The following is a 24,883-nucleotide window of genomic DNA, read 5'->3' as shown; positions in this document are numbered from 1 at the left end:
CGAACGCTGTGCCTGATGTATGTTGTGCTATTTTACGATGATAGATGTTTATTGTTGTTGCTTTTGATTTTGATTGTATAGCGTTTGGGGATGTTCCCAATCGGAAAGCCATACCAGAATAACAGATAACAACTGCTCCACATTCATCGGTTTACTGATATAATCAGATGCTCCTGCTTCTATACATAATTCACGATCATCTTTCATTGCTTTAGCGGTGAGTGCAATAATCGGTAGGTTTTTCCACTTTTCTTCCATCCGAATCCAGCGCATCGCTTCATACCCATCCATAATCGGCATCATCATATCCATCAACACAATATCTGCGGATTCAGCATTTAATAAAGCAATCGCTTCTTCCCCATTCTGTGCACTACGTACATGCATACCTTTACCTTTGAGCACACCTTCTAACGCAAAAATATTACGTAAATCATCATCCACGACAAGCACAGACTTACCTTGCAATCGTGCTAATGAATCTTGTTGTTCTTCTTGATCCATCCATGTTAAAGGTAATGGCTTGGTAACAGGCTGTCCTTCTTCATTGATAGCAAGTGAAGGGAGATACAACGTAAAGGTACTGCCTTTACCTAATTCACTTTGAACAGTAACATATCCTCCTAATAATTTGGAGAACTCACGACAGATCGATAATCCTAGACCTGTTCCACCATATTGACGTTCGGTTGTGCCATCTTCTTGCTGAAAAGCTTCAAAGATCAGATTTTGCTTATCTTCTTTGATTCCTATTCCTGTATCTGTAACCGAGATCGCTAGCATGTAATCCATCTGCTCTGGAACATTGTATCCTTTAGCAACCATCGATTCATCTGCTAATGCAATATTAATCATGACTGAACCTTTACTGGTAAACTTAAACGCGTTAGAGAGTAGATTTTTCATAATTTGTTGCAATCTTTTCTCATCAGTATAGAATACATCTGGTACATTTTCATCAATATTTGAAGAAAATGCAATCCCTTTTTGCTCGGCAATCTTGTCAAAGCTATATCCCATCACTTCAGGTAGATCATAGACGGATACCGAATCGCGCTGTACTTCAACCATACCTGCTTCCACTTTAGACAAATCCAAAATATCATCTATCAAATTAAGCAAATCTTGACCGGAATGATGAATCACTTCGCCAAAATGAGGCGTATCATCTTCTTCATGAGTTTTGTCTTTTTCACTAATCAATTGAGACAGAATTAAAATACTATTGAGCGGTGTACGTAATTCATGAGACATATTGGCTAAAAACTCCGACTTGTACTGCGAGCTACGGCTCAATTCTTCTGAATACAATTGAAGTTCTTTTTGCGCAATTTGTAATTCTTCTGTTTTAATCTCTGAATAGTGATTGCGTTCACGAAGTTGCTCGTTCGTTGCCTGAAGTTCTTCTTGTTGTGCTTGTAGTTCTTCTTGTTGAGACTGTAATTCTTCTGTTAATGTCTGTGCTTCACGCAGTAACCGATCTACCTGCATCCGATTATCTACATTATTCACAACCACTCCAAATGTAGATGCTACACGCTCAATTAACTTTTGCTGTTTGTCTGAAAATCCATAAATAGAACCTAATTCAATCACAACCACTGTTCGATTTTCAAATAAAATCGGCAATAGCATAATCTGCTTCAGTGGAATAGAGGTAGCTCCTGTCTGAATACGAATAGGATGATCTGATGGAGATTCCATCAACATAATCGTTTGTTCTACGGCTGCCTGTCCAACGACCCCTTCACCGAATTGAAATTGGCGCATGGCATCTGGCATCGCATGATAAGTAGAATAAGAGGCTTTGTGCATCAGCATAGGAATCCCATTCTTTTCTTCGCAAAAATAGAAAATGCCATACGCTGAATCTACAATAGGAGTAAGTTCACGAATAAAACGATTTGCCAGATCATCGATTTCATTAATGTTCTGATATACTGTTCCCATTTTGGCTAATTGCGTCTGAATCCAATTGCTTTCTTCGATCTGTTCGTTAAATTCACGAGCTTTTCGATTATGATCTTCTAAAGCACCAGACATTTTATTAAATGCGACTGCAATATTGCCGATTTCATCACCAGTGACAACTTGTAGACGTGGCAAATGTTCCGCTGTATTAAAATCCATTTCTTCCATTACCGTTGTGACTTGCTTTAGTTGACGGGTGGTTTTCTTTATCGTCCATACCGCAATCGTAATCCCAAGAATAATAAGAATCGCAGATAAGACTACAACAACTACGCCCCTGCCTGCAAAAGATCCATTTTGAGATATCATAAATTCGATAGCCATAAAAAGAATAGCCACTATTAACACACTAACAAAACCAAAAATTTGCTGATTTTTGTAGTTCATTCGTTCGATAATCTTCCTCTCTGTTGTACGCGCTTAGTGGGAAAATAGAAAGATAATATTCATATATCAAGAATACGCTATATTTGCTTTCTTGTCTTGATTACATTGAAGTTTTTGCTAAATTTTGTTTGTTTATGAAAGTGTTCGTATTTTGTAAATAACCTTGACGTTCATTTTATTCTGATATACGATGTGCAGTGCTTCAAATAACCCTCTTTTCGTTAATAATAAACATCTTGATTCAGGAAGAAGGAACAGTATATATGTCCAAAGCAACCAATCGTTCTATGGTCACTATAGGTTTGCTTGCAGCCTTATTTATCGGTGCCCTCGATTCAACTGTAGTCAGTACAGCATCACCACGTATTATCTCTTCACTTGGAGGATTAAGCCTGATTAGTTGGATCTTCTCTATCTATACATTAACGACTTGTATCGCTACACCAATCTTTGGTAAGCTAGGCGATTTGTTCGGTCGTAAATCGATTTTCGCTATTGGACTGGGTGTGTTTGTGCTCGGTTCTATTATGTGTGGATTTGCTAACTCGATGACCGAATTGATCTGGTATCGAGCTATTCAAGGAATTGGAGCAGGTGCGCTCACACCGGTCACATTTACAATTGTAGGCGATCTGTATCCTGGCAAAGAACGTGCTAAAGTACAAGGACTCTTCTCATCTGTATGGTCTGTAGCCGGATTGTTTGGACCACTGGTAGGCGGTTACTTTGTCGATTATATCTCATGGCGTTGGATTTTCTTTATTAATCTGCCTGTAGGGATTATAGCGATTTTGTTTATCTTTATTTACTTTCATGAATCGTTTGAGAAAAAGCAAAAATCGATCGATTATGCAGGTGCAATTACGTTTACGATCGGAATGACTGCTTTGTTGTTAGCTCTTTTGACAGGTGGAGAAGAATACGCCTGGGGTTCACCTATGATTATCGGTTTATTTGTTGTTACAATTATTTTTATGGTTTTATTTTTGCAAATAGAAAAACGTGCGGCTGAACCGATGTTACCTTTATCGTTATTTCAATCCCGCATTTTATCGATTCCCTATGTGCTTGGATTCTCTACCCGTTGGATGGTGATGGGTGTAACAGTTTACTGTGCGCTCTGGATTCAAGATGTATTCGGCTATAGTGCTACCAGTGCCGGACTGGCTCTTATGCCGATGTCTATTGCTTGGCCTGTGGCTTCTACTTTAGCCGGACGCTGGATGTACAAAGTAGGCGCCAAGCTACTGATTGTGCTTGGATCTGCATTTGTAGTAGGTGGTAGTCTATGGCTTGCTCTAATGCATGCTCAGTCGTCTTATGGAGTGATTGTAGGTTCATTGATTCTGATCGGACTGGGTATGGGCTTTATCGTGACTCCTTCACTTGTTGTGATTCAAGGTGCTGTTGGCTTCCAGATGCGTAGTGTAGCTACATCGACCAATACGTTAATGAACTCACTGGGACAGACGATTAGTGTAGCTGTATTCGGGATGGTGTTCAATGCGATTGTGACGACAGGGACTGCATCGCAACTAGCTTCCGGGATTCACTATGTATTTATATTAATGTTTGCGGTATCTGTTTTGAATCTAATTATTGCGTTATTCTTACCATCGAGTCAGCAGTTATTCAGTGCGATTCGAGAACATGAAGCACCTACAGGTGCTACACCTCAAGGTCAGACTTCTACTTCACCTGCACTGGAACGTAGCTAATCAACACAATATAATCGAAGAGTCTCACCCTACACTATCTATAGGAGTGTGAGCTTGATCATGATAGATTGGGAAAAATGGAAAGAGCTTGAATGGAAACTATTCAAGTTCTGGATTTCTATTCCGCGTATTTTACGTATATCTATTATTCCGTTGATTCTTGTGATTATTTCTATTCTAGGTTGGGTCAAAATCTTTTCAGAATAATATACAAAAAAAACCGTTATCAGCTCTTCTTACGAAGATCATAGGATAACGGTTTTTTGTATACTATTTTTTAGTGCTATGATGATGGTTTTGAATTAACGTTTGTTGAAGCCTTTGCGTTCTAAGAACGATTTTAATTGCATACGTGAAGGAGCGGTCATTTTTTCAGCCATCAGTGCAGACCATGGCGCTGTTTTGGCTCCGCCGGTACGCTCAGACAAATAGCGAACCATCGTATCATCGTATTCTTTCATCGCTTCTAATGTAGTATCTGCTTGATACGACTCACGATGCAAAACAGCTTTCTGTGGTAAACGTGGACGAATACCTGGCTCTTGATTCGGATAACCAAGACACATACCGTATACAGGATACACATGGTCAGGCAAATTCAAGAATTCAGAGACTTCTTCAATATGGTTACGAATTCCGCCGATATACACAACGCCCAGACCCAAAGATTCAGCGGCTACTGTAGCATTTTGTGCAGCTAATGTTACATCAACAGTAGCAACAATAAAGTTCTCAGCAGCATCACCATAAGATTCTGCGTCAGGCATATGTTGTTGAACTGCATTTTCCAGACGATACATATCCGCACACCATACTAAAAATACAGGGCATTGCTCGATATAAGGTTGGTTGCCTGCTAATACAGACAATTTGGACTTACGCTCTGGATCTGTAACTGCAATCACACTGTATGCTTGCACATTGCTAGAACTAGATGCCATTTGTCCAGCAGCAATAATCGCTTCTAACTGTTCTTCGGTTACCGGATCAGGTTTATAGCTACGAATCGAACGGTGTTTCATCAATAAAGAAATGGTATCATTCATAAATACGAACACTCCTGTCTACTAATCATTTATAACTAACTGACTATATATAACTATTATCATATTAATTATACGTTAATGCAAGTCTATTACAATTTAATTCGTTGTAAGCGTAACGCATTTAATACAACCGATACCGAACTAAATGCCATTGCTGCTCCTGCTAACCATGGTGCTAACAAACCTATCGCTGCAATCGGAATCCCTATCACATTGTAAGCCAGTGCCCAGAATAGATTTTGCCGAATATTACGGATTGTACGTCGACTGAGCATAATCGCGTCTGCAATTCCATTCAGATCACCGCGCATTAAGGTGATATCTGCGGCTTCTATCGCTACATCTGCTCCTGTACCGATCGCAATCCCTGTATTGGCTGTAGCCAGAGCAGGCGCATCATTGATACCGTCACCGACCATAGCTACGATTCGACCTTGTTGTTGCAAACGGCTAATTTCAGTTGCTTTGCCTTCAGGAAGTACACCTGCTAATACTTGGTCTACACCTGTCTGCGCAGCGATCGCTTGAGCAGTACGTTCATTATCACCTGTAATCATAATGACATGTAAGCCCATCTGTTTGAGACGAGCAATCGCCGCCTGTGATGTTTCTTTGACTGTATCGGCTACAGCAATCCAACCTGCATATTGTCCATTGATTGCAGTTAACATCACTGTTTTACCCTGCTGTTCTACCTCTTGAATCTCTGCTTCTAGATCATGTACATCAATCTGCTGAGATTGTAACAATTGACGGGTTCCGATCCATAACGATTGTGCGCCGATCGTAGCATGGATACCCTTACCAGGTATCGCTTCAAAAGTATCTACTAATTCTGCTTGTAATCCGCGTTCTTTGATACCTTGTACGATAGCTTTGGCAAGTGGATGTTCAGAAGCCGACTCTGCTCCTGCTACCCATTGCAACCATTGCTGTTCAGACATCTCTTGACTATTGTTCGCAAATTGAATATCAGTCACAACTGGTTCGCCGCGTGTAATCGTACCTGTTTTGTCTAATACAACCGTATCTACTTTATGTGCGGCTTCTAAATGCTCTCCGCCTTTAAATAAAATACCGTATTCCGCAGCCCGACCAGAGCCTGCCATAATCGATGTCGGTGTCGCAAGCCCTAATGCACAAGGACAAGCAATCACTAGAACAGCAATCGCTTTTTCCAGTGCCCCACTAAAATCACCTGGAGCCACACCCCAGAACCAGATAGCAAAGGTGACTAAAGCGATCCCGACCACAATCGGTACAAAAATACCTGAGATGACATCTGCTAGACGCTGGATCGGTGCTTTGGAGACTTGCGCTTCTTCAACGACACGAATAATTTGCGATAGTGCTGTCTCTTTACCGATATGCACCGCTCGAAATTTAAGTCGTCCATTCTGATTAATAGTTGCTCCAATTACCTGATCGCCGACTGTTTTTTCAACAGGTAGACTTTCTCCGGTTAGCATCGATTCGTCGATAGAAGAATGACCTTCTACCACTTCGCCATCCACCGGAATCTTTTCACCCGGTTTGACGATAAGAAGATGTCCCACCTGTACATCATCTACAGGAATCTCTACTTCTTCCCCATCACGATCGATTCGGGCTGTTAATGCACGCAATCCCATAAGACTCCGTATCGCTTCAGAAGAACGCCCTTTAGCACGATATTCAAACCATTTTCCTAACAAAATTAATGTGATTAAAATAGAACTGACTTCAAAATATAATTCCACACTCGTTCCCGGTACAATCAGTGAACGAATCATCAGAAATAGACTATAAAAATAAGCAGCCGATGTCCCTAGAGCTACCAGTACATCCATATTGGCGCTTCCACTACGTAATGCTTTGTAGGCTCCTACATAAAAAGCACCACCAATCACAAACTGAACCGGTGTTGCCAGAATCAACTGTACCCACGGATTCATTAACAACATCGGTACACCAATCCATGAAGTGACGCTAAAATGACCTACCATCGCCCATAATAAAGGTAATGATAAAATCGCAGACGCTATCAATTTCCATTTACGTATCGTTGCCTCATGTTCTCGGCGTTGTTGAATACCTTCTTCTTTTTTCGGTGAAGCGGTGTATCCTAGCTTTTCTACTTTGCGGATAATATCTGTCGTTTCTAGCGTACCCGGTGTGTATTGTACTCTAGCTGTCTCCAATGCCAAATTCACATTGACCGCAGACACACCATCCATACGCTTAATCCCTTTTTCGATCCGAGTAGCACAAGCGGCGCAAGTCATTCCTGAAATATCCAAGTCGACAGTTTCTTTGAGCGACTGGTAACCTAATTGTTCGATTTTTTGTTCAACCTGTTCTTTATTAATCATAGACGGTTCATAATTGACAGAAGCACGTTCAAGCGCTAGATTTACATTCACTTCTTCAACACCATCTAGACGACGTAATCCTTTTTCGATACGTGTAGCACAAGCAGCACAGGTCATTCCACCAATCTGTAACGTTAATTGTTTGGTCTGATCTGAAGCCGGTGTAGGTGCTGAAGATTGGGGATCACTGATATTACTATTAGACGATACACTCATCACAATAACCTCCTTTTGAATACTATTGGTATCATTTATATACCCCTATAGGGTATTTATATTTTCAAAAAAAGTTGCCCTGAGCATCACTAAGGGCAACACATTTACTTTATTTACAATAATTCTACAGTTCCGTTGAAGTGATCGAATTATATGATCATACGAAATAAGGATATCTTAACGATTAACCACCTGTAGAAACTACATCATACCCTTGCTCTTCGATAGCATCGGTCAATTTCATAATATCGACTTGATCTGCATCATATTCAATATCAACAGATTTGGCTTCCAAATTCACTTTACCTTTTGCACCGATCTCTTGAAGTGCCCCTTCTACCGCTTGAACACAGTGGTTGCAAGACATACCTTCTACTTCTAATTTAATATTTGCCATGATTATATCCTCCTTTGATTATGATCGTTATATTATTTCAATAATTTATTAATCGTGATAAGTAGCTCGTCAATCACTTCATTTTCCCCTGCTTCGATACGCTCGACCACACAACTCTTCATATGGCCTTCTAACAGCAATCTACCGACAGAGTTCAGAGCAGATTGAGCGGCTGCAATCTGATTCAGCACATCATCGCAATAAGTGTCTTTCTCAATCATGCCTTTGATTCCTCGAATCTGTCCTTCAACACGATTAAGTCGACGGATCATATTGCTTTTCATCTCATCTGAATGATGACTACGACGAACCTCTCCCGGGCTATGATCGCAAGATTGATGATGCTCATGAAGTGAATCTTCTGTATTCAGATGATCTATCTTCTCCATAAAGTATCCCCCTTGATCGTTTATAATTACATCTTAACATACCCCCATAGGGTATTCAAGTTTGAATTTATATGTATATAGCATTTAATGGATTGGGCTTCCAAGCTACAGCACAAACAGCCTATTTGCTAACGATAGGCTGTTGTTTTGTAAATATTCATTCCATATCATCTTAAATATCACGTTCATTTTGCCGATTAATCAGTAAGCCATTATACCCAAAGCAGACAAAACATCCTGTTTATTTACTTAAAATTTGTGCTAAAATGTACCCAGTAAAAGCGAATTCATGATCCCTCTATTCCTCTGTCTAAATGATCCAGTACTCGCTCGATCAATTGTGCCGGATCAATTGGTTTTGTCATAAAATCAATAGCGCCCATACGCATGCCACGAATAACCATTTCAGAACGAGAATCACCTGACAATAGTAAAACAGGGATATCTTTGGTAGCTGGTTTGTTTTTAAGACTTTCTAGTACATGTAGCCCGTCCACATCCGGTAAATGAATATCCAGAATAATCAGATCATACCCTGTAATGCGTGAAGGGATTTTCAGAAAATCTGCCGCATCCTCATACGATTCTACAATTACATCTTCTGTCTCCAATAATTGTTTAATCAACAATGTAAAGGGAGCGCTATCATCAATAATAACTATTTTTTTCATGAAACGGTTACACGTCCTTTGCAGAAAAATAGGGAGGGAAAAATCCATGTCAAAAGCAGATCGGTATCAGCAGATCATCCAACAAACTAGAATTCGGTTTTTGGCGGATGCTTCTCTCAAAATGCAAGATTTGCAACATCGCTTTGAAGATTATGATCACGGTCGATTATCCGCAGATCAACGTACATTACCCGATTGTATTCATCGTCATGCTCATGCGATCAAAGGATTAGCCCTTACACTGTCGTATGAAGATATTGATCACATCTGTGAAGAAATTCTTAATTACATTCTATACCAACCAGATCATGTATGGACAGCAGAAGATATCCATACTTTGCGTAAAATGGTAATCACACTGGATCAATTGTTAACTCAAGCTTCTTCAGCACAGGTGTAATGTAGCTTCGATGCTGTACAGATATGATGTGCATTTGTTGCTTTTTCGTTAGATTTTCCATTGGTCTCTCTCGTTAATTCCTGCTACAATAGATCACGCTGACAGAAAGAACGATCTACAGAAAGGGGTATTACGACTATTGGCACAGTTATTTTTTAAGTACGGTGCAATGAACAGTGGGAAATCGATTGAAATTTTAAAAGTTGCCCACAACTATGAGGAACAGGAGAAACATGTTCTGATTTTTACGTCTGCCCTAGATAATCGCGATGAGACTGGCTATGTCTCTTCTCGCATTGGTGTACGTCGTCAGGCTATTGCAATTCATGATGATACCGACATCTATAGTATTGTCAAAAATTATGCGCCTAAGCCTTCATGTGTATTGATTGATGAGTGTCAATTTATGAAAAAAGAAGCGATTTTGCAACTGGTACGCATCGTGGATGAGTTAAGCATTCCTGTGATGGGCTTCGGTCTCAAAAACGATTTTCAAAATAATCTATTCGAAGGTAGTCAGTATATGCTACTGTATGCAGATAAAATTGAAGAAATGAAAACAATCTGCTGGTTCTGTGAACGCAAAGCGATTATGAACCTGCGCGTAAAAGATGGAAAACCTGTGTATACAGGAGAACAGATTCAAATTGGTGGTAATGAAAGTTATTATCCTGTGTGTCGCAAATGCTACAATAATCCTCCGATTGAATAGATTGGCGGTTGTAAACTCCAGAACGCCTACAGACATGATGTTTGTAGGCGTTCTTTATTTATTATTGTAAAGCATACCAGAGCAAAGCACGCTGTTCTAATTGAGTGACAAATTGTTTTTTAGCTGGGCTGTACTCGTTGGTTGTAGTGAATTTCTGGGCAAGTTCTTCTTTAAACTGGCTATATCGAGTCACTTCTTCGGGATGGCAACGTAAATAATCTCGTACAACAAGATGACGATGGATATGAGGATTATGTTGTTCATAACAATGAATATGGTGAGTGCGCTGATCGCCACCTTTTCGAAATAACCGCCTGCCTTCTATTCCCCATTCACCTGCTACATCATATCCCAAATCATGCATATGATTGTTCCATTCATCCATCTTTTCAATATTCTGAACGATTACCAGCATATCAATCACCGGTTTTGCTTTTAAAAAAGGAACCGATGTGCTTCCAAAGTGATGTATCTCTATGATTTGATCTGTAAATATATCTCTAAGTAACTCAGCTTCTTCTGCAAACTGTATCGCCCATTCTTCACGAAAATCACTCAATCGTACATCCATCACCTAGCCTCCTCTGCATGTATGGTGCTTTTACGTAATTGGTTTTTACTATTTTCCCGCATTTCCCGATACATTAACCAGCCCATCCACAGCAAAATGAAGAGATGAATCCATACTATGATCATGCCTGGTATACGCGGAAGGTTGCTTGTTAGCACGCCCCATAGATTATACGTAATCGTTACACTCAATACACAGGCGATTGCAATCCATTTCCGGTCTATCATAGCGATAAGTAACAGTAGAATCAGCGCAGGAATACTGTAGCGCTCGTGAATTTCTGTCGGTAACATAAAAAAGGCAAATGAAATCCATGCAGCAGCTTTGAGCAAAACGGCTGTATAAAGCACGCGACATTTCCAAAGATAGATCCCTGTATAGATCACAGCGATCAACAATAATATAAATCCCACATTACGTAGTGAAATGATGTTCCAGAGCTTCTCTGTATCGTTCATGGTGGGAACAGTTCCGATCACATAAAACCAGATATTTAACGCATTCAAGGTGACTTGAGTGTACAAGCCTACAGCGCTGATATAAGCACCTTTGAACATCGCTTGTAATCCACCATACGAGGCAAAATAAATAACGACCACCACTACAGGAATGATCGCCCCTACTACCATATAAATAAGAGGCTTTATCTGACGTTGCCATATACATTTTAATACATAAAATCCGAACACAGGTGCAATCACAATCGCTTGTAATTTGGTAAATAGAGCGATCGCAAATAGTAAACCTGCTACTAGAGGAAAAGCGACAACAGTCAGTAACGCACCTGCCATCAGGATTCCATTTAATATATCAACTTGTCCCCAGATCGAACTGTTGACGATCAAGGCTGGATTGAATACAAATAAACTGAATAATAACCAGCGTGTAGGCGTGGATCTAATGTTACGCGACCAACAAAAGACGATTATACATGCACATAGATCAAGTAGGATCAGCAACCATTTAAAAGACAATTGACCTGCTTGTATCGTAATTCCGAATCCATGTACAAGCGCGGCATAGCCTTGCATAATAAGTAAAAATAAGGGTGGGTAATTAATATTGGTATCATGGATATAGACCGTTCCTAGCCCATACTGCCGTATCTCATTCATCCACTGGACAAACAAATTCTGATCGCTCATAAATCCTGCATAATGGCTTCCCAGCCATACACGTATCCATAGCCCTATCGCCAATAATATCAACAATGCGATCCATTCAGTTAGCGGTGTAATATACATAGGTTTTTGCTTTCGTGTGCTTCTCGATATTATATCTATAATAAGTCATACCTCCTTGTATCTGTACAAAAGTGGCAGACGTTGTTCCAAGAAAATAAGGCGATTTTATTCTTCTCTGCCTTATTAACAAACGTTGTTAGGCTCATTATACAAGCAACTCTTTACTGTTTGCGAATTTGGTATTCATATTCTTTTTTTTGCAAAATATAGCGAATATCTTATGAAATATTTGTTCCTATTTGCAAAGAAATCGGTATACTGGAAAATGTGCATCTTTTTACAAATTACGACGTAAAAAGGAATAGTCTATCGATGTATTATTCAAAAGGGAGTGAACAGTATGTATTATCCTCTGCGATATATAGAATGGTCAGAAACCAAGCAGATGGAAGTTGGCGAAGTGTATCAGATTCATTCACTGTCGCAAGAAGAATTATTTGTACATAAGCTAGTGGATGCAGTAAAACTTAATCATCGTATATGGGTTCATGTGTCTCATGAATCTATAGATCATGAAAAGCATACGATTTATCTACGTCCATTTGCAGAAGAATTACCGGCAACGTATCAGCGTAGTCTAGCCACCACGATCAGCGGGCAGAAAGATTATCCGAATGGACTTGCTCCTGAATATTGGCTCTGGAATGGCACACAATTTCAACGTCGTGATGCAATCGATTCGTATGTGTCACCCATTCATCTGGCTCTTCGCTTATTGGATCACTATTTGGTACAGCAAGATATTACGTATGATATTTTGTATACCGTACTGGATGCAGATCGTCAGAAAGTGATGATTTTTTTAAATGAGGTGAATGAGTGATGAATAATCGTACCAAAATGATTGCTTTCTCATTAATGCTCGCCGTTCCTGCAACCCTTTCCGGCTGTGGCAATGAGTATGATGACGATTGTCAGTATGATCAGAACGGGAATGCATATAACTGTAATACTAGTAGTGGCTATCACAGTGGCTCATCATATTCGAAAAAAAGTAGCTCCCATAGTGGATTTGGTAGTGGTGGCTTTAGCGGTTTCTTTTCTGGAGGTTAACTAGATGCGACAGACACGAGCTCTTCCGTATACAAGAGCACAACTATTCACCCCGGAGATCGAACAACGGGTTCCTTATCATATGATGTACGAGAAGCCTTATTGCTTAACAGCGCTCACTCTTTATCAGGCACATGAATGGGAACAGCTACGCATTGGCTCTGAACAAGTAGATCATCTATATCGCAAAACGTTGCGATTTGTACAACAACATTTACCCGACGATTATCTATTACAGCAATTAGGGATTCATCCTGCTCTACTAGAAGGTGCTCGTCAGGATATTCCGTTAGATGGACTGACTAGATTAGATTGGATCATTAGCCCTCAAGGCGAGCTGAAATGTATCGAAAATAATACAGATACACCAAGTGGTGTGCCTGAAGTGGCTTTTTTGGAGCAAGAATTATTACGATATGCTTCTGATCTAAAGCCTGCTTCTGCTTCGATGAATAGTTGTATTCAGAAGATGTTCAAGCAAGCGGTTGATTATTATAAAGATCAGGGATTAGGCGAAGTAATCTATTTTACCAGTTATGACTGGCATGATGAAGATCGTGCGAATACGTTATATATGATGGAACAGTGTATAGCACTTGGTATTGAAGCTACATATGTACCTTTAGAACAACTACAGATTATACCGGGTGAAGGACTGTATTATGGGCAAGAACGTATCTATATTCTGTATCGCTTATATCCGTTAGAGTATCTGGTAGAAGATCGAGAAGCAGATTCAGAGCGCCCTGTCGGTGAAGACTTATTACAACTAGTAACTGACGGTAAGCTTGGTCTACTGAATCCGGTGCAACATATCGTGACCCAGAGCAAAGGATTTATGGCGACAATCTGGTCATTGTATGAACGCAATGCGGAGATGGCTGACTATACAGGCTTTACTTTATTTACAGACGAAGAATGTGAATGGATTCAGCAGTATTTGTTACCTACGTATTTTACAGATCAAGTGTTTGTGCAACAGCAGATTCCTTATGTAGTCAAAGGCTTTTTTGGACGTGAAGGATTAGGAACGCATCTGATCGAACAACCGGAAACACATTCATTAAATAGACCTAAGTCTACTTATCGTGATGATTCTACTCCACAGACAGAAGATGATGAGATTGCCGCTTATTATGAAAATCAGCCCAAAATCTATCAACAACTGCATCCGATGGAGCCTGTCTCTGTAACGACTTCTGAAGGAACATTTGATGGTTATCTGTTAACAGGAGCTTTTGTGATAGGTGGTCAATTTGCTGGATTGCTACCTCGTATAGGAGGCAAAGTGACAGACAATCTAGCTTGCTATTGTGCGGCGGCGATTGTTCCCTCATCAGCTTTTTGAACAACTGATTATATGTTTATATTTTGAAGGAGGAAATACAGTTGAAAAACTTCGGAACTGACTTATTACATATCGGAATAGGGTTAGTTATTTTATTTGCTGTTCTGTTTGTAGGGTATTATATTTTTAGTCTTATGACACGCTACAATGATAATCAGCAGATTGCAGATGGTAATCAAGCGGCGGGTATGTATATGGGTAGCAAAATGTTAGGGTTATGTATTATCGTCGGGCTGGTATCGATTAATTCTGATGCATGGATAGATGTATTGATCTGGTCAGGTGTTGGTATTGTGATTCTGTGTCTGGTGTATCTAGTATTCGATTGGGTAACTCCTCGTACCAAAGTCTGTGAACAGATTGAAAAAGGCAATATGGCGATTGCTCAATTGTTACGTTCTTTGATTATCGGAATTTCATTTGTGATTGGAACATTTGTAATGTAATAAATCAATATACTGGTAAAAATATAAAAACAGCTTTCTTCTCTGCTTTATAGGCAGGTCGAAAGCTGTTTTTATTTGATATGATAGGCTACATCTATTCGTAACTACCTGTTATGAAGCTGCTCCATAAGAGCCGTTTTTGAATGTTGTTGGATCATACCATTTGTAACCTGCTGCTGGAGCTGCCCAAGGTTCAGCTTGTGGCTCTGTAGATGTAGCAGGTGTCTCGATAGAGATCAATGATGTTGGGCTATCTAACGTCAACCCTGATACTTGATTTAAGCTGGTATAGCTTTCTTTAACAGCCAACCATCTTACCGTCTGTACCAATAATTTCGCATCATCGACTTCTTTGTATCCATCATAGGTTGTCTTTTTAGCGCCTGTTTCTTCACGTAGATATTTAGGAGAAGCATCTTCTACTGGCGAAGAATCACCGATAAAGGCAGCTTTCCCTGCGCCTACTTTAGAAACCGCTGCATAAGGACCTTCTGCACGTCCGCCGCCATTGTATACGCCTTGATCGACAGCATTATTCCATTTGGATACAGAAGACGGTAGATATACGATACCTTTTGCTTTGGTCGGATCTAGAATAGCAAGTGTTGATCCTGCATGCATCGCTACAGAATTTACACCAGCTGTAATGCCAAACGCTTGTGATGAAGCAACGATATCATTGGCATTCACATCACCTAGAGCGTTGTAACGGAAACGAATACCAAAGTTCGTACCCAACCAGTCGGAACCACTCACACCTTGCATCGCTGGTGAAGCTGCTTCTTCTGCACTCATTCCTTTTGCCGGGTTACTGTAAGCACCACGACGGTATCCGTTGATTGCTTCTGATCCATCCCAGCGATTTTTGTTGCGGTCTGCATTATAGTGATCGGCAATAAAGAAAATACTACCGCCGCCTTTTACATATTGAAGCATAGCTGCTTGTTCTGTTGATTTGAAAGGAACGTTAGGCTCAGCGATAACGAATACATCGTATCCTTTGAGCTTATCATACGTGATCGCTTGCTCTCCAAATGTATACGGTATTGGACGAGTTAGCGCATCCACTGTAAATCCGTCTGCTTTGAGTCCATTTGCAAAGTCAGAGAATCCACCATCGATTACCCAATCTGCTGCACCGGCAGTTTGAGCATGCGTATTATCGAACAATACTTTTTTACCTGTTCCATTAGGAAGAGGTGTATCTGTTCCAGGTTCAGTAGGAGGTGTCGTTGTACCACCATCTAAAGTCACAGACGTTGGATTTTTAACACCTGCAAAATTGTTATATGCACCAGCTGTACCGGTAACGACAATCGTTTTGCCAATTAGACTTGGATTGCTCTGTAAACCGAACTGCGAGCGGAAAGAGCTGCTTAATTGTACATCTACTAATTTGCTAGTTGTACGTTCACTGCTGCTATCTGCGATTAGCACGTTAAAATCGTTAGCAAACGGGCTTGCAAAATCACCTGTAGAAGCTCCTGAAGCATGTCCAACCACAATCCCTTTAACTGTAATTGTAGAGCCACCACTTTGAGCTTGAATCGCTTGTGCAACCGTTAATGTTGTTGCCGCTTCAGCTACCGGACGATACCCACCCAATAAAGAAATGAACATCAATAATGCTGTTAAAAGCACTACTGTTAACCGCTTCGTGACTACCTTATGCATATAACAATTCCTCCTTTGAATAGGTAGAGACAGAATGACTATTCTGATTCTCTTATTATCATAATTCTATTTTGTCTATCTAATTCCTCTTTTATGTAAATTTTTAATTAAAAGTAAATTAAGTAAGAGAGAATGCTGTATGTAAAGCAAAAAATACGACCTCCATATACTAAGGTCGTATTTCTATTTTTTTTACTTATAAAAATATTATTTGGATCTAAAAAGGGCTAAACAGCTCAAAACTGAGCAAGGCAGGAGCGATTGCGTCCTTGCTGTTTGGCTTCATATAACGCTTGATCGGTTTTTTCTAACAATTCATCCCACAACAACGCCGGGTACATGCCAATACCTATCGAGATTGTAATATGAATGATTTTACCATCCGGTAGTACAAACTTTTTCTTTTCCACATTGGTGCGTAACGTCTCGGCAATAATTTTGGCTTCAGTTAATTGGCAGTATTCTAGCCAGACAGCAAATTCTTCTCCACCTTTGCGAGCTCCATAATCTGTACTGCGAATACTTTGTTGAATCACGTTAGCCAACTGAAATAGCACCGCATCTCCTGCCGGATGACCATATTCATCATTTACTTTTTTGAAATGATCGATATCGATAAATAGCAGAGAATGTGCCATATCTGTTTCCTGATGTTGTAATTGCTCGAACTTGTGCTCAAATGCTCTTGGATTATATAAGCCTGTCAAAAAGTCGAATTGAGCTTCTTTGCTTACTTTTTCAAATAATTCATTGTTTTTTCGTAAAGATCGAGTAAGCATAAAAATAAATAAAGTCGCTGCGGATTCCACGATAATAAATACAAACACTTTATCAATTTCATTTTTGCCTAATACAATACTGAGCGAGATCATAGCAATAATCGTCAAAGCAATTCCTGAATATAACCATTTTCTATAAAAACTAATTTTGCGTGAAAAAATCCATGAAGCTACGATACAGAGAGTTGCTGCATTGACCAAGCCCAATATTGCACTTAATCCAATCGTCGGACTTAATATAATTCTGGTAATCATAATAATAATCGTTGTAATAATTCCGGCTACACTGCCACCCATACTAATCGACAGAACGATCGATATCTGGCGCAAATCCAATAGTACATTATCTCCTACTGGAAATGTAAATTGCATTAGTGTAGCTCCTAACAAACCAAAAAATAATCCGATCCATTGGCGCTTTATATACGTACTTGTTTTGAAATGAGCATTCAAATAATTCAATAACATACTTCCAAAAAAAGAAAATGTAGCTAAAATACAAAAATTCATAAATAAATCTTTGAACAACATTTGTTCACGTCCCTCTGACTACGGAAATAATAAGTATATCTATATACATCGTCAGTCTGAAGAATTTATTAAATAGGCTAAATTTATTATTTTAGTGTGCAATACAAAACTGATTTCTTCCGCCTTTTTTAGCTTCATACAAAGCACGATCGGTTTTTTCTAACAACTCGTCATCAGCATATAAAGGATAAAATCCTATCCCAAGCGAGACTGTCATTGATACCGTTCTGCCATCAGGAATCACAAACTTATGCTCTTGAATATTTTGGCGAATCGTCTCTGCCCATCTGATCGCTTCTGCATGCTCTTCTACATGTTCAAGAATGATTGCGAATTCTTCTCCTCCTTTGCGAAAACAATAATCAAATGAGCGCACACTGCTACATAGCACTTCAGCAAATTGAGCTAGCACCGCATCTCCAGCAGAGTGACCGTATTGATCATTAATCACTTTGAAATAATCGATATCTAACAATAGTAACGAAAAAGTAATTTTCTTTTGCTGACTTAATTGATTGTATTTATATGTAAATCCACGATAGTTGTATAACCCTGTCAAAAAATCAAATTGAACTTCTTTACTCATCGCATCATAAATCTTGTTATACCGTCGTAACCGTTCGATCAGCAAATAAGTAAATATAAACGACGAAAAGAGCACCACAATAAATAAAATCAGTGTCGTCCTTTTTGAAAATCCAGTCCATAACAGAAAAATAAGCAATGAATTCAATGTCGATAACAGTGCAGTCATAAACCATTTGTAACGAAAAGAAGGCTTGGTTCGAAATACGAAATAGGCAATTACAAATGTAATACAGGCATTAGCTATCCCTAGAAAAGAAACACCAGTAATCGAAGCAGAAAACCATAAGCGAGCTATTGAAATCAGAATAGTCGTAATAATGCCAGCCATGCCACCGCTTAATACAGTAGCTACAATAATAGGAATTTGTCTCAGATCAAGCAATGTTCCATTATCTAATTTGAATGTGAACTGCATTTGGACGATACCAAATACCCCTAGAAAAACCCCTGTTAACATCTTAAACACAAATGGACTGATACGTGGATTACTACGCACACTGCGAAAAAGAGCATTACCAAAAAATAAAAAAGTAGAAATGATACAAAAATTAATAAACAAGTCTTTTATGATCATAAATACAGTACCCCTTTTACTCTAAATCACGATTGATCAATAGGTTATCTATTCTTGAGAGCAAAAGGCTTGATCGCTGTATTCAGCTCTATTCAAACTAAGATTGCCCATTCAATTAAGTTACTGTCTTTTTTACTTTTTGTTAAGCATAAGACAATCTGACATGAAAATCACTTCAAATTTGTCTTTTTTTACTTTACAATCTAAAAGATTTTCGATAAAATGTCCAATAGACCAATCATCCTACCTTTAGGAGTGAACATTATTTTTAATAAATTGGAAAAGCAGTCGTTGGTAGATCAAGTCTATGCTCAGATTGAACAACGAATCAAAAATAATAGTTGGGCGATCGGAACACGAATTCCCAAAGAAGCTGAACTGATGGAGCAATTTGGCGTTAGTCGCAATACGTTGCGAGAAGCGATTCGTGCGCTTGTACATGTCGGTCTATTATCGACTAGACAAGGTGATGGAACCTTTGTAATAGCAAATAGTGAACTGCATTCGGTATTGCAAAAACGGGTACAGCACTCCACTGTTGTTGAAATTCTAGAAGTACGTCATGCTCTAGACCGAGAAGCTGTAGCTCTAGCTTGCCGTAGACGAACCGATGATGATCTACAGCAAATGGATCATTATGCTAATTTGTGTCAGCAACATATGGATGCTGGAGAGATTCCACAATTTGTAGAAGCAGACTTTAAGCTACATCAAGCTATTACTGCGGCTTCATATAATCAATTGCTGATCGATCTGTATGCTCATCTTTTTGAACAGATTCAAATGTCGATTACCAGTACTACTGTGCTCAATGATTCTTATTGCACAGGGCATCGTAATTTAATCCAAGCGATTCGTGAACAGCATAGTGAACAAGCGATGTTGATCGTTGATGATTATATTACTTATTTTACAGATCGACTTCAGTCGCTAGATCACTCTTCGTAGTATCAAGTGCATATTAGAAAGGTCAACGCTTATGAATTACCAGGCGTTGTAGAAAGGACTATAGAAATGAATCGTCATTCGTTGGAGACTGCGGAATCAGGGTTATCCCTGCGTAATCCGCTTTTTTTATTGATTTGTATTTTGTTAACAGCTCTTAATATGCGTAGTCCAATTACAGCTATTAGTCCATTGCTGGATCTTATCCGGCAGGACTTCCCTGTATCTAATGCAATGGCTGGATTTTTAACAACGATCCCGTTAGTCGCTTTTGCGATTTTATCTCCTTTTGTCGCAAAAATGGCAGGCAAATACGGAATGGAACGCATTATTATCGTATCGCTGATGGTATTAACTCTTGGTGGCTGGTTACGTCCATTTGGTGGATTAACTATGCTCTTAATCGGTACCTTTTTGACCGGTCTTGCGATTGCAATCGTCAATGTTATTTTGCCTGGAATGATCAAACGTGAATTTCCTTTTCGTGTCGGTATTATGACCAGTATCTATTCAATCTGTATGAATGTATTTGCCGCTACTGCATCTGCGGTTAGCTTGCCTTTAGCCAATGCAGGGCTCGGTTGGAAAGGTTCGATCTTGATCTGGACTATGCTTGCAATGGTTGCTTTGATCTTATGGATTCCGCAACAACGTTATAATCAACCCGCCAAATTGCTAAAACATACCGCTCATGCTACTCGCAGTGTATGGCGTTCGCCTTTGGCATGGAAAATTACGATCTTTATGGGTATGCAATCGATGATATTCTATGTATCTATCGCTTGGTTACCTGATATTTTGCAAGAACAAGGGCTGACCAATATCCAATCTGGATATATGTTATCTTTAATGCAATTTTCGATGTTGCCATTTAACTTTATTATTCCTATTCTAGCCGCGAAGCTCAAAACACAGCGTCCTCTTGTTTTATTTACAGTCATGCTGTACTTGATTTCACTGCTTGGTATTATTTTTGTTGATGGGCACTTATGGTGGACGGCTATTTGTTTGATTTTGCTAGGGATTGCAGGTGCTTCTTCATTCAGTCTATCTATGATGTTCTTTAGTCTGCGCACACATACGGCTACCCAAGCGGCTGATCTATCCGGTATGTCCCAATCTATCGGTTACTTGCTTGCGGCTTGTGGCCCAACGCTTTTCGGGATATTGCATGATATCACTGGCAACTGGAAATTACCGCTCAGTCTGCTGGTCATTGCTACCTTTATTATTTTGTATACCGGAATGATGGCAGGCGGTAAAGGCTTTATCCATCCTGAAGAAAAAACGGCTTCTGCTAGCTAATTAAGCATAACCTGTGTGATTATCCTCAAATTCGGGTATGTTTAATAAGAGATCAGATTTAAAGGAGGAGCTAAATAATGACTACTGATTTAATTTCAGTGAAGAAGTTGAACAATGGTGTAAATATGCCCTGGTTTGGTCTAGGTGTATGGCAGGTTGAAGATGGTAATGAAGCGATTGATTCGGTAAAAGCTGCACTTAAAAGCGGTTATCGTGCAATAGATACAGCTGCTGCTTACGGTAATGAAGAAAGCGTCGGCAAAGCAATCAAAGAATCAGGGATTGCTCGTGATGAACTATTTATTACTTCTAAAGTATGGAATAAAGATCAAGGTTATGAATCTACCCTTGCTGCTTTTGAACAAACGATGAAAAAATTAGATCTAGACGTATTGGATCTATATTTGATTCACTGGCCTGTTGCAGGTAAATATAAAGACACTTGGCGTGCTATGGAAAAACTATACAAAGACGGACGTATTCGTGCGATAGGCGTAAGTAATTTCCAAACTCATCATTTGGATGATTTGTTAGGAGATGCTGAAGTGGTTCCTGCGGTCAATCAAGTTGAATTCCACCCGCTATTAACGCAATCTGAATTGCTTGCATATAGTGAAGAAAAAGGAATTCAATTGGAAGCATGGTCTCCACTCGCACGCGGTAAATTATTTGATAATGAAGTGATCAAAGAGATCGCTGATAAATACGGTAAAGAGCCTGCTCAAGTTATCTTGCGCTGGGTACTGGATAAAGGTGTAGTCGTGATTACGCGTTCTGTCAAAGAAAAACGGATTGCGTCTAATGCTGAAATCTTTGATTTCAAATTAACTGTCGAAGAAATTGATCGTATCAGTGCGCTGAACAAAAACGAGCGTACCGGTCCAGATCCAGACAACTTTGATTTCTAAATTACTAATAAAAGCTTGAATGTACTGCTATTACAGCGGTGCATTCAAGCTTTTTTTTGATACAAAAAAGCTTCCGACGAGTGCCGGAAGCATAAGAAGAGCGAAGTAGCTACTTACTACTTGAATGACTTTTTCAGTATAAGCGATCAACCTACAATTGAACTACGAGTGCCTAGTAAAGCTTGCTTGAGATGGTTGTATTGATTAAGTATGGAATCTACTCTTCTAGACTGGTCCAATACGCGGCGATCGTGAAGGTCGTAAAACTGCACCATTTCATTAAGTTCCCGGCGCTCTAGTTCTATCGATTCCTCAATCTTTTTTAGATGTTCCAAGAAACTCACCTCCTACCGCGGTATCTTATATAAAGCGTGATAGTGAAAACCATTCTTTTCTCTGAATCTTCTACAATCATGGTCTTCACTATTATAGTACTAGATGCAAATAGAGTACTTTCTAAGAATTTTACCAAACGATTCCTAATTCTACCATATCAGATTTACACGTACTTTAGATTATAAAGTGAACGATTGTCACCAGATTGCCTTATGAACCGAAATGTCCTGAACGAGCTACTTTTGTTTTTAAATATTTTTCATTAAATTCTGAAATGTCTCCCCATAACGGCACACGTTCTTTCACTTCAGCACCAGAGCGTTGCAATGCTTCTAATTTGCGAGGATTGTTAGTAATCAATGTCACAGGCAATGTACGTAAATGATTCAGAACTGCAATAGCATCATCATAATTACGCATATCATCTTCAAAGCCAAGTTCCAAATTCGCTTCTACTGTGTCTAATCCTTGTTCTTGCAATACATAAGCCATTGCTTTACTAAACAGACCGATACCGCGACCTTCGTGATTAGCTAGATAAAATAAAGCACCTGATCCATGAGCGGCAATCATTTTCATCGACTGTTTCAATTGGAATCCACAATCACACCGTTTGCTGCCAAAGATATCCCCTGTATGGCAAATGCTATGCATACGAATCAAAGCGTCAGGAGATTCTTTAAAATCACCATACACCAATACACTGGACTGTTGCGCTTCTGCTAAATTAGAGGAAGATAACATTTCAATAATAGCTGCTTGATCATATTCACCTTCGCCACAGAGATTACCTGGCATACTGTCACAGCGCAACCAGCAGTACCACTGGAATACAACTGTTTCATTATCCAAATTGACAGGTAAACGAATCGGGCCGACCAAATATATAGATTTATCAGCGCTTGGTACAATCTTAATATGATCTTGCAAAGCAGCTGTAATTTTAGGATTAATCATGGTTATTACCTCCAAAGTCCGTATGTTGGATCATAGATATTATTGTAAGATACGTTGTATTGAATGATATGGATTATATGCCTTCATGCTGGAAAGATGCAAATTGCGCGCGAAAAGCAGCTTCTTTGACAAATTGACTATCCAGTTCAGCTCTAGTCTCCGCACGACGAGCTTGTTCGAATTCTTTTAACCGGTTAGCACTCCAATTGCGTGTAGCCAGTGCATCTATAATAATCGGTGTTAAAATATGAGCATCTTGCATCGCACTATTCACACCAATCGCTCCGGTCGGGCTAAAGGTATGAGCAGCATCGCCCATAATCACCAGTCCATCTTGTACCCATGTATCGCAGACACAGCTTTGTACTTTGAGTAATACAAAATCTTCCCACGATACGATATGCTGTTCTACGATAGATTGTAATTCAGGAAAAGCTTCAGTCAATGAACGCACAAATGGTTGAAACGGTGTTTTGCGTAGTTGAGGATACGTATCCTGCGGAATATTCCAACCGATTTGGATATAACCACCTTCTTGGCTGAACAGCGATAATTGCGCATCTTGTGCCAGTGCCATACGTACTGTAGGCGGCCATTGTTCAGGTGCAGGAATACGTGCCCATAATAGATCGAATCCATGTTTTACGATATCTGCATGAATCCCGGCAAGCTTACGTACAGAAGAATAGCGTCCATCGGTACCTATAACGATATCACTATGGATCACTAATTCTTGTCCATCATGTCGTACTTTAACACCGTTAACATTACCATACTGCTCGTCTTTGATCAGATCAATAACAGTGGTGTTCATCATTAATTCGTAGTTAGGGTATACAGAAGATTGGTCTAACAGAACCTGTAACAGATGTTTTTGAGGAACATGAATCCCTGTATGTTGTTCTCCAGGTGCAGGTTGAATCGTTTTGATGATTTGACCATGTTGAAAATATTCTACACGTTCCATAAGCAACAGCCCTGCTTCACGAACTTTTTCATAAAGCCCGTATTGCTTCAGAATCTGCTCACCCTGTGTATTTAAATGTTCACCACGGAACTCTTTATCAATATGGTTATGCCGCTCTAACAGTATGACGGATATCCCTTGTGTAGCCAGCAAATAACCTAACAATGCACCACCAGGACCTGCGCCAACAATACATACATCTGCCACTTTTTCCATTGTGTACTTCTCCTTACCTTGCTTTTCAGTAGCTTTATTTATCACAGCTTCAATAATAATATTTATTAGTTACTTTTAATAAGTTAATTATATTTAAGAGAATAATCATTGTCAACTTTTGCTTATCATACCCGATCCCCTATATATTTTACGATATGAAAAAAGCTAGAGCGACGCATGCCC

General features: G+C 39.5%; 25 protein-coding genes. 11 read left to right on the top strand and 14 right to left on the bottom strand.

Going from position 1 to position 24,883, the window contains the following annotated elements; genetic code table 11:
* Positions 1 to 48 precede the first annotated feature (48 nt).
* Positions 49 to 2,358 (bottom strand): response regulator, encoded by a 2,310-nt coding sequence (locus PQ456_RS01890; RefSeq protein ID WP_273614604.1) that lies wholly within the window; start codon positions 2,356 to 2,358, stop codon positions 49 to 51.
* 263 nt (positions 2,359 to 2,621) lie between these two features.
* On the opposite strand from PQ456_RS01890, the gene PQ456_RS01885 reads away from it, so the two are divergent.
* Both PQ456_RS01885 and PQ456_RS01880 read left to right on the top strand, forming a co-directional pair.
* The gene (locus PQ456_RS01885; RefSeq protein WP_273614603.1) at positions 2,622 to 4,076 is read left to right on the top strand and encodes an MDR family MFS transporter; all 1,455 of its coding nucleotides are present in this window, start codon (positions 2,622 to 2,624) and stop codon (positions 4,074 to 4,076) included.
* Positions 4,077 to 4,130: 54 nt separating this feature from the next.
* Positions 4,131 to 4,283 (top strand): hypothetical protein, encoded by a 153-nt coding sequence (locus PQ456_RS01880; protein ID WP_273616388.1) that lies wholly within the window; start codon positions 4,131 to 4,133, stop codon positions 4,281 to 4,283.
* 95 nt (positions 4,284 to 4,378) lie between these two features.
* Here PQ456_RS01880 and nfsA read toward each other — a convergent pair whose 3' ends face one another.
* From nfsA to PQ456_RS01855, 5 genes are all read right to left on the bottom strand, one after another.
* Positions 4,379 to 5,122, bottom strand: a complete 744-nt coding sequence (gene nfsA / locus PQ456_RS01875) for an oxygen-insensitive NADPH nitroreductase (protein ID WP_273614602.1) — start codon at positions 5,120 to 5,122, stop codon at positions 4,379 to 4,381.
* Between the two features lie 89 nt (positions 5,123 to 5,211).
* The gene (locus PQ456_RS01870; protein ID WP_273614601.1) at positions 5,212 to 7,689 is read right to left on the bottom strand and encodes a heavy metal translocating P-type ATPase; all 2,478 of its coding nucleotides are present in this window, start codon (positions 7,687 to 7,689) and stop codon (positions 5,212 to 5,214) included.
* Between the two features lie 184 nt (positions 7,690 to 7,873).
* The gene (locus PQ456_RS01865; RefSeq protein WP_204826427.1) at positions 7,874 to 8,086 is read right to left on the bottom strand and encodes a copper ion binding protein; all 213 of its coding nucleotides are present in this window, start codon (positions 8,084 to 8,086) and stop codon (positions 7,874 to 7,876) included.
* 32 nt (positions 8,087 to 8,118) lie between these two features.
* Positions 8,119 to 8,475, bottom strand: a complete 357-nt coding sequence (locus tag PQ456_RS01860; protein WP_273614600.1) for a metal-sensitive transcriptional regulator — start codon at positions 8,473 to 8,475, stop codon at positions 8,119 to 8,121.
* A gap of 287 nt (positions 8,476 to 8,762) precedes the next feature.
* Positions 8,763 to 9,146, bottom strand: coding sequence for a response regulator (locus tag PQ456_RS01855; protein WP_204826426.1), 384 nt, complete (start codon positions 9,144 to 9,146; stop codon positions 8,763 to 8,765).
* Positions 9,147 to 9,192: 46 nt separating this feature from the next.
* On the opposite strand from PQ456_RS01855, the gene PQ456_RS01850 reads away from it, so the two are divergent.
* Positions 9,193 to 9,546, top strand: coding sequence for an Hpt domain-containing protein (locus PQ456_RS01850; protein ID WP_273614599.1), 354 nt, complete (start codon positions 9,193 to 9,195; stop codon positions 9,544 to 9,546).
* Between the two features lie 139 nt (positions 9,547 to 9,685).
* Positions 9,686 to 10,258 carry a thymidine kinase gene (locus tag PQ456_RS01845; RefSeq protein ID WP_273614598.1) on the top strand — a complete coding sequence of 191 codons (573 nt, stop codon included), beginning with the start codon at positions 9,686 to 9,688 and terminating at the stop codon, positions 10,256 to 10,258.
* Between the two features lie 61 nt (positions 10,259 to 10,319).
* Here the strand turns inward: PQ456_RS01845 and PQ456_RS01840 are convergent, their stop codons facing one another.
* Together PQ456_RS01840 and PQ456_RS01835 are read right to left on the bottom strand one after the other, a co-directional pair.
* Positions 10,320 to 10,829 (bottom strand): GrpB family protein, encoded by a 510-nt coding sequence (locus PQ456_RS01840; protein WP_273614597.1) that lies wholly within the window; start codon positions 10,827 to 10,829, stop codon positions 10,320 to 10,322.
* Positions 10,829 to 12,073: a hypothetical protein gene (locus PQ456_RS01835; protein ID WP_273614596.1), complete on the bottom strand. Its 1,245-nt coding sequence runs from the start codon at positions 12,071 to 12,073 to the stop codon at positions 10,829 to 10,831. The genes PQ456_RS01840 and PQ456_RS01835 overlap by 1 nt, the downstream gene beginning before the upstream one ends.
* A gap of 340 nt (positions 12,074 to 12,413) precedes the next feature.
* On the opposite strand from PQ456_RS01835, the gene PQ456_RS01830 reads away from it, so the two are divergent.
* The 4 genes from PQ456_RS01830 to PQ456_RS01815 are packed head-to-tail and all read left to right on the top strand — an operon-like array spanning position 12,414 to position 14,920.
* Positions 12,414 to 12,896, top strand: a complete 483-nt coding sequence (locus PQ456_RS01830) for a hypothetical protein (RefSeq protein WP_273614595.1) — start codon at positions 12,414 to 12,416, stop codon at positions 12,894 to 12,896.
* Complete coding sequence (locus PQ456_RS01825) at positions 12,896 to 13,126, top strand: hypothetical protein (protein WP_273614594.1); 231 nt, start codon at positions 12,896 to 12,898, stop codon at positions 13,124 to 13,126. The genes PQ456_RS01830 and PQ456_RS01825 overlap by 1 nt, the downstream gene beginning before the upstream one ends.
* A gap of 4 nt (positions 13,127 to 13,130) precedes the next feature.
* Complete coding sequence (locus PQ456_RS01820; RefSeq protein WP_273614593.1) at positions 13,131 to 14,474, top strand: glutathionylspermidine synthase family protein; 1,344 nt, start codon at positions 13,131 to 13,133, stop codon at positions 14,472 to 14,474.
* Positions 14,475 to 14,515: 41 nt separating this feature from the next.
* Positions 14,516 to 14,920 carry a DUF350 domain-containing protein gene (locus PQ456_RS01815; protein WP_273614592.1) on the top strand — a complete coding sequence of 135 codons (405 nt, stop codon included), beginning with the start codon at positions 14,516 to 14,518 and terminating at the stop codon, positions 14,918 to 14,920.
* Between the two features lie 111 nt (positions 14,921 to 15,031).
* On the opposite strand, the gene PQ456_RS01810 is transcribed toward PQ456_RS01815, so the two are convergent.
* The 3 genes from PQ456_RS01810 to PQ456_RS01800 form a co-directional block, all read right to left on the bottom strand.
* The gene (locus PQ456_RS01810) at positions 15,032 to 16,594 is read right to left on the bottom strand and encodes a DUF6359 domain-containing protein (protein WP_273614591.1); all 1,563 of its coding nucleotides are present in this window, start codon (positions 16,592 to 16,594) and stop codon (positions 15,032 to 15,034) included.
* A 236-nt stretch (positions 16,595 to 16,830) separates the two neighbouring features.
* Positions 16,831 to 17,835, bottom strand: coding sequence for a GGDEF domain-containing protein (locus tag PQ456_RS01805; protein ID WP_273614590.1), 1,005 nt, complete (start codon positions 17,833 to 17,835; stop codon positions 16,831 to 16,833).
* A 160-nt stretch (positions 17,836 to 17,995) separates the two neighbouring features.
* The gene (locus tag PQ456_RS01800; protein ID WP_273614589.1) at positions 17,996 to 19,066 is read right to left on the bottom strand and encodes a GGDEF domain-containing protein; all 1,071 of its coding nucleotides are present in this window, start codon (positions 19,064 to 19,066) and stop codon (positions 17,996 to 17,998) included.
* Between the two features lie 264 nt (positions 19,067 to 19,330).
* On the opposite strand from PQ456_RS01800, the gene PQ456_RS01795 reads away from it, so the two are divergent.
* The 3 genes from PQ456_RS01795 to PQ456_RS01785 all read left to right on the top strand — a co-directional run bounded on the left by PQ456_RS01795 (position 19,331) and on the right by PQ456_RS01785 (position 22,224).
* Positions 19,331 to 20,014 (top strand): FadR/GntR family transcriptional regulator, encoded by a 684-nt coding sequence (locus PQ456_RS01795; protein ID WP_273616216.1) that lies wholly within the window; start codon positions 19,331 to 19,333, stop codon positions 20,012 to 20,014.
* A 66-nt stretch (positions 20,015 to 20,080) separates the two neighbouring features.
* A complete protein-coding gene (locus PQ456_RS01790) occupies positions 20,081 to 21,316 on the top strand; it encodes a CynX/NimT family MFS transporter (protein WP_273614588.1) in 1,236 nt (411 codons plus the stop codon).
* A gap of 77 nt (positions 21,317 to 21,393) precedes the next feature.
* Positions 21,394 to 22,224: an aldo/keto reductase gene (locus PQ456_RS01785; RefSeq protein WP_273614587.1), complete on the top strand. Its 831-nt coding sequence runs from the start codon at positions 21,394 to 21,396 to the stop codon at positions 22,222 to 22,224.
* Positions 22,225 to 22,370: 146 nt separating this feature from the next.
* On the opposite strand, the gene PQ456_RS01780 is transcribed toward PQ456_RS01785, so the two are convergent.
* From PQ456_RS01780 to PQ456_RS01770, 3 genes are all read right to left on the bottom strand, one after another.
* On the bottom strand, positions 22,371 to 22,559 hold the full coding sequence (locus PQ456_RS01780; RefSeq protein WP_273614586.1) for an aspartyl-phosphate phosphatase Spo0E family protein: 189 nt from the start codon (positions 22,557 to 22,559) through the stop codon (positions 22,371 to 22,373).
* Positions 22,560 to 22,770: 211 nt separating this feature from the next.
* Complete coding sequence (locus tag PQ456_RS01775) at positions 22,771 to 23,517, bottom strand: GTP cyclohydrolase II (protein WP_273614585.1); 747 nt, start codon at positions 23,515 to 23,517, stop codon at positions 22,771 to 22,773.
* Between the two features lie 73 nt (positions 23,518 to 23,590).
* Complete coding sequence (locus PQ456_RS01770; RefSeq protein ID WP_273614584.1) at positions 23,591 to 24,700, bottom strand: FAD-dependent monooxygenase; 1,110 nt, start codon at positions 24,698 to 24,700, stop codon at positions 23,591 to 23,593.
* Between the last annotated feature and the right edge of the window lie 183 nt (positions 24,701 to 24,883).

The organism is Paenibacillus kyungheensis, assembly GCF_028606985.1.
GTDB classification, from domain to species: Bacteria; Bacillota; Bacilli; order Paenibacillales; family Paenibacillaceae; genus Saccharibacillus; species Saccharibacillus kyungheensis.
This window is presented reverse-complemented; position numbering and strand designations above follow the sequence as displayed.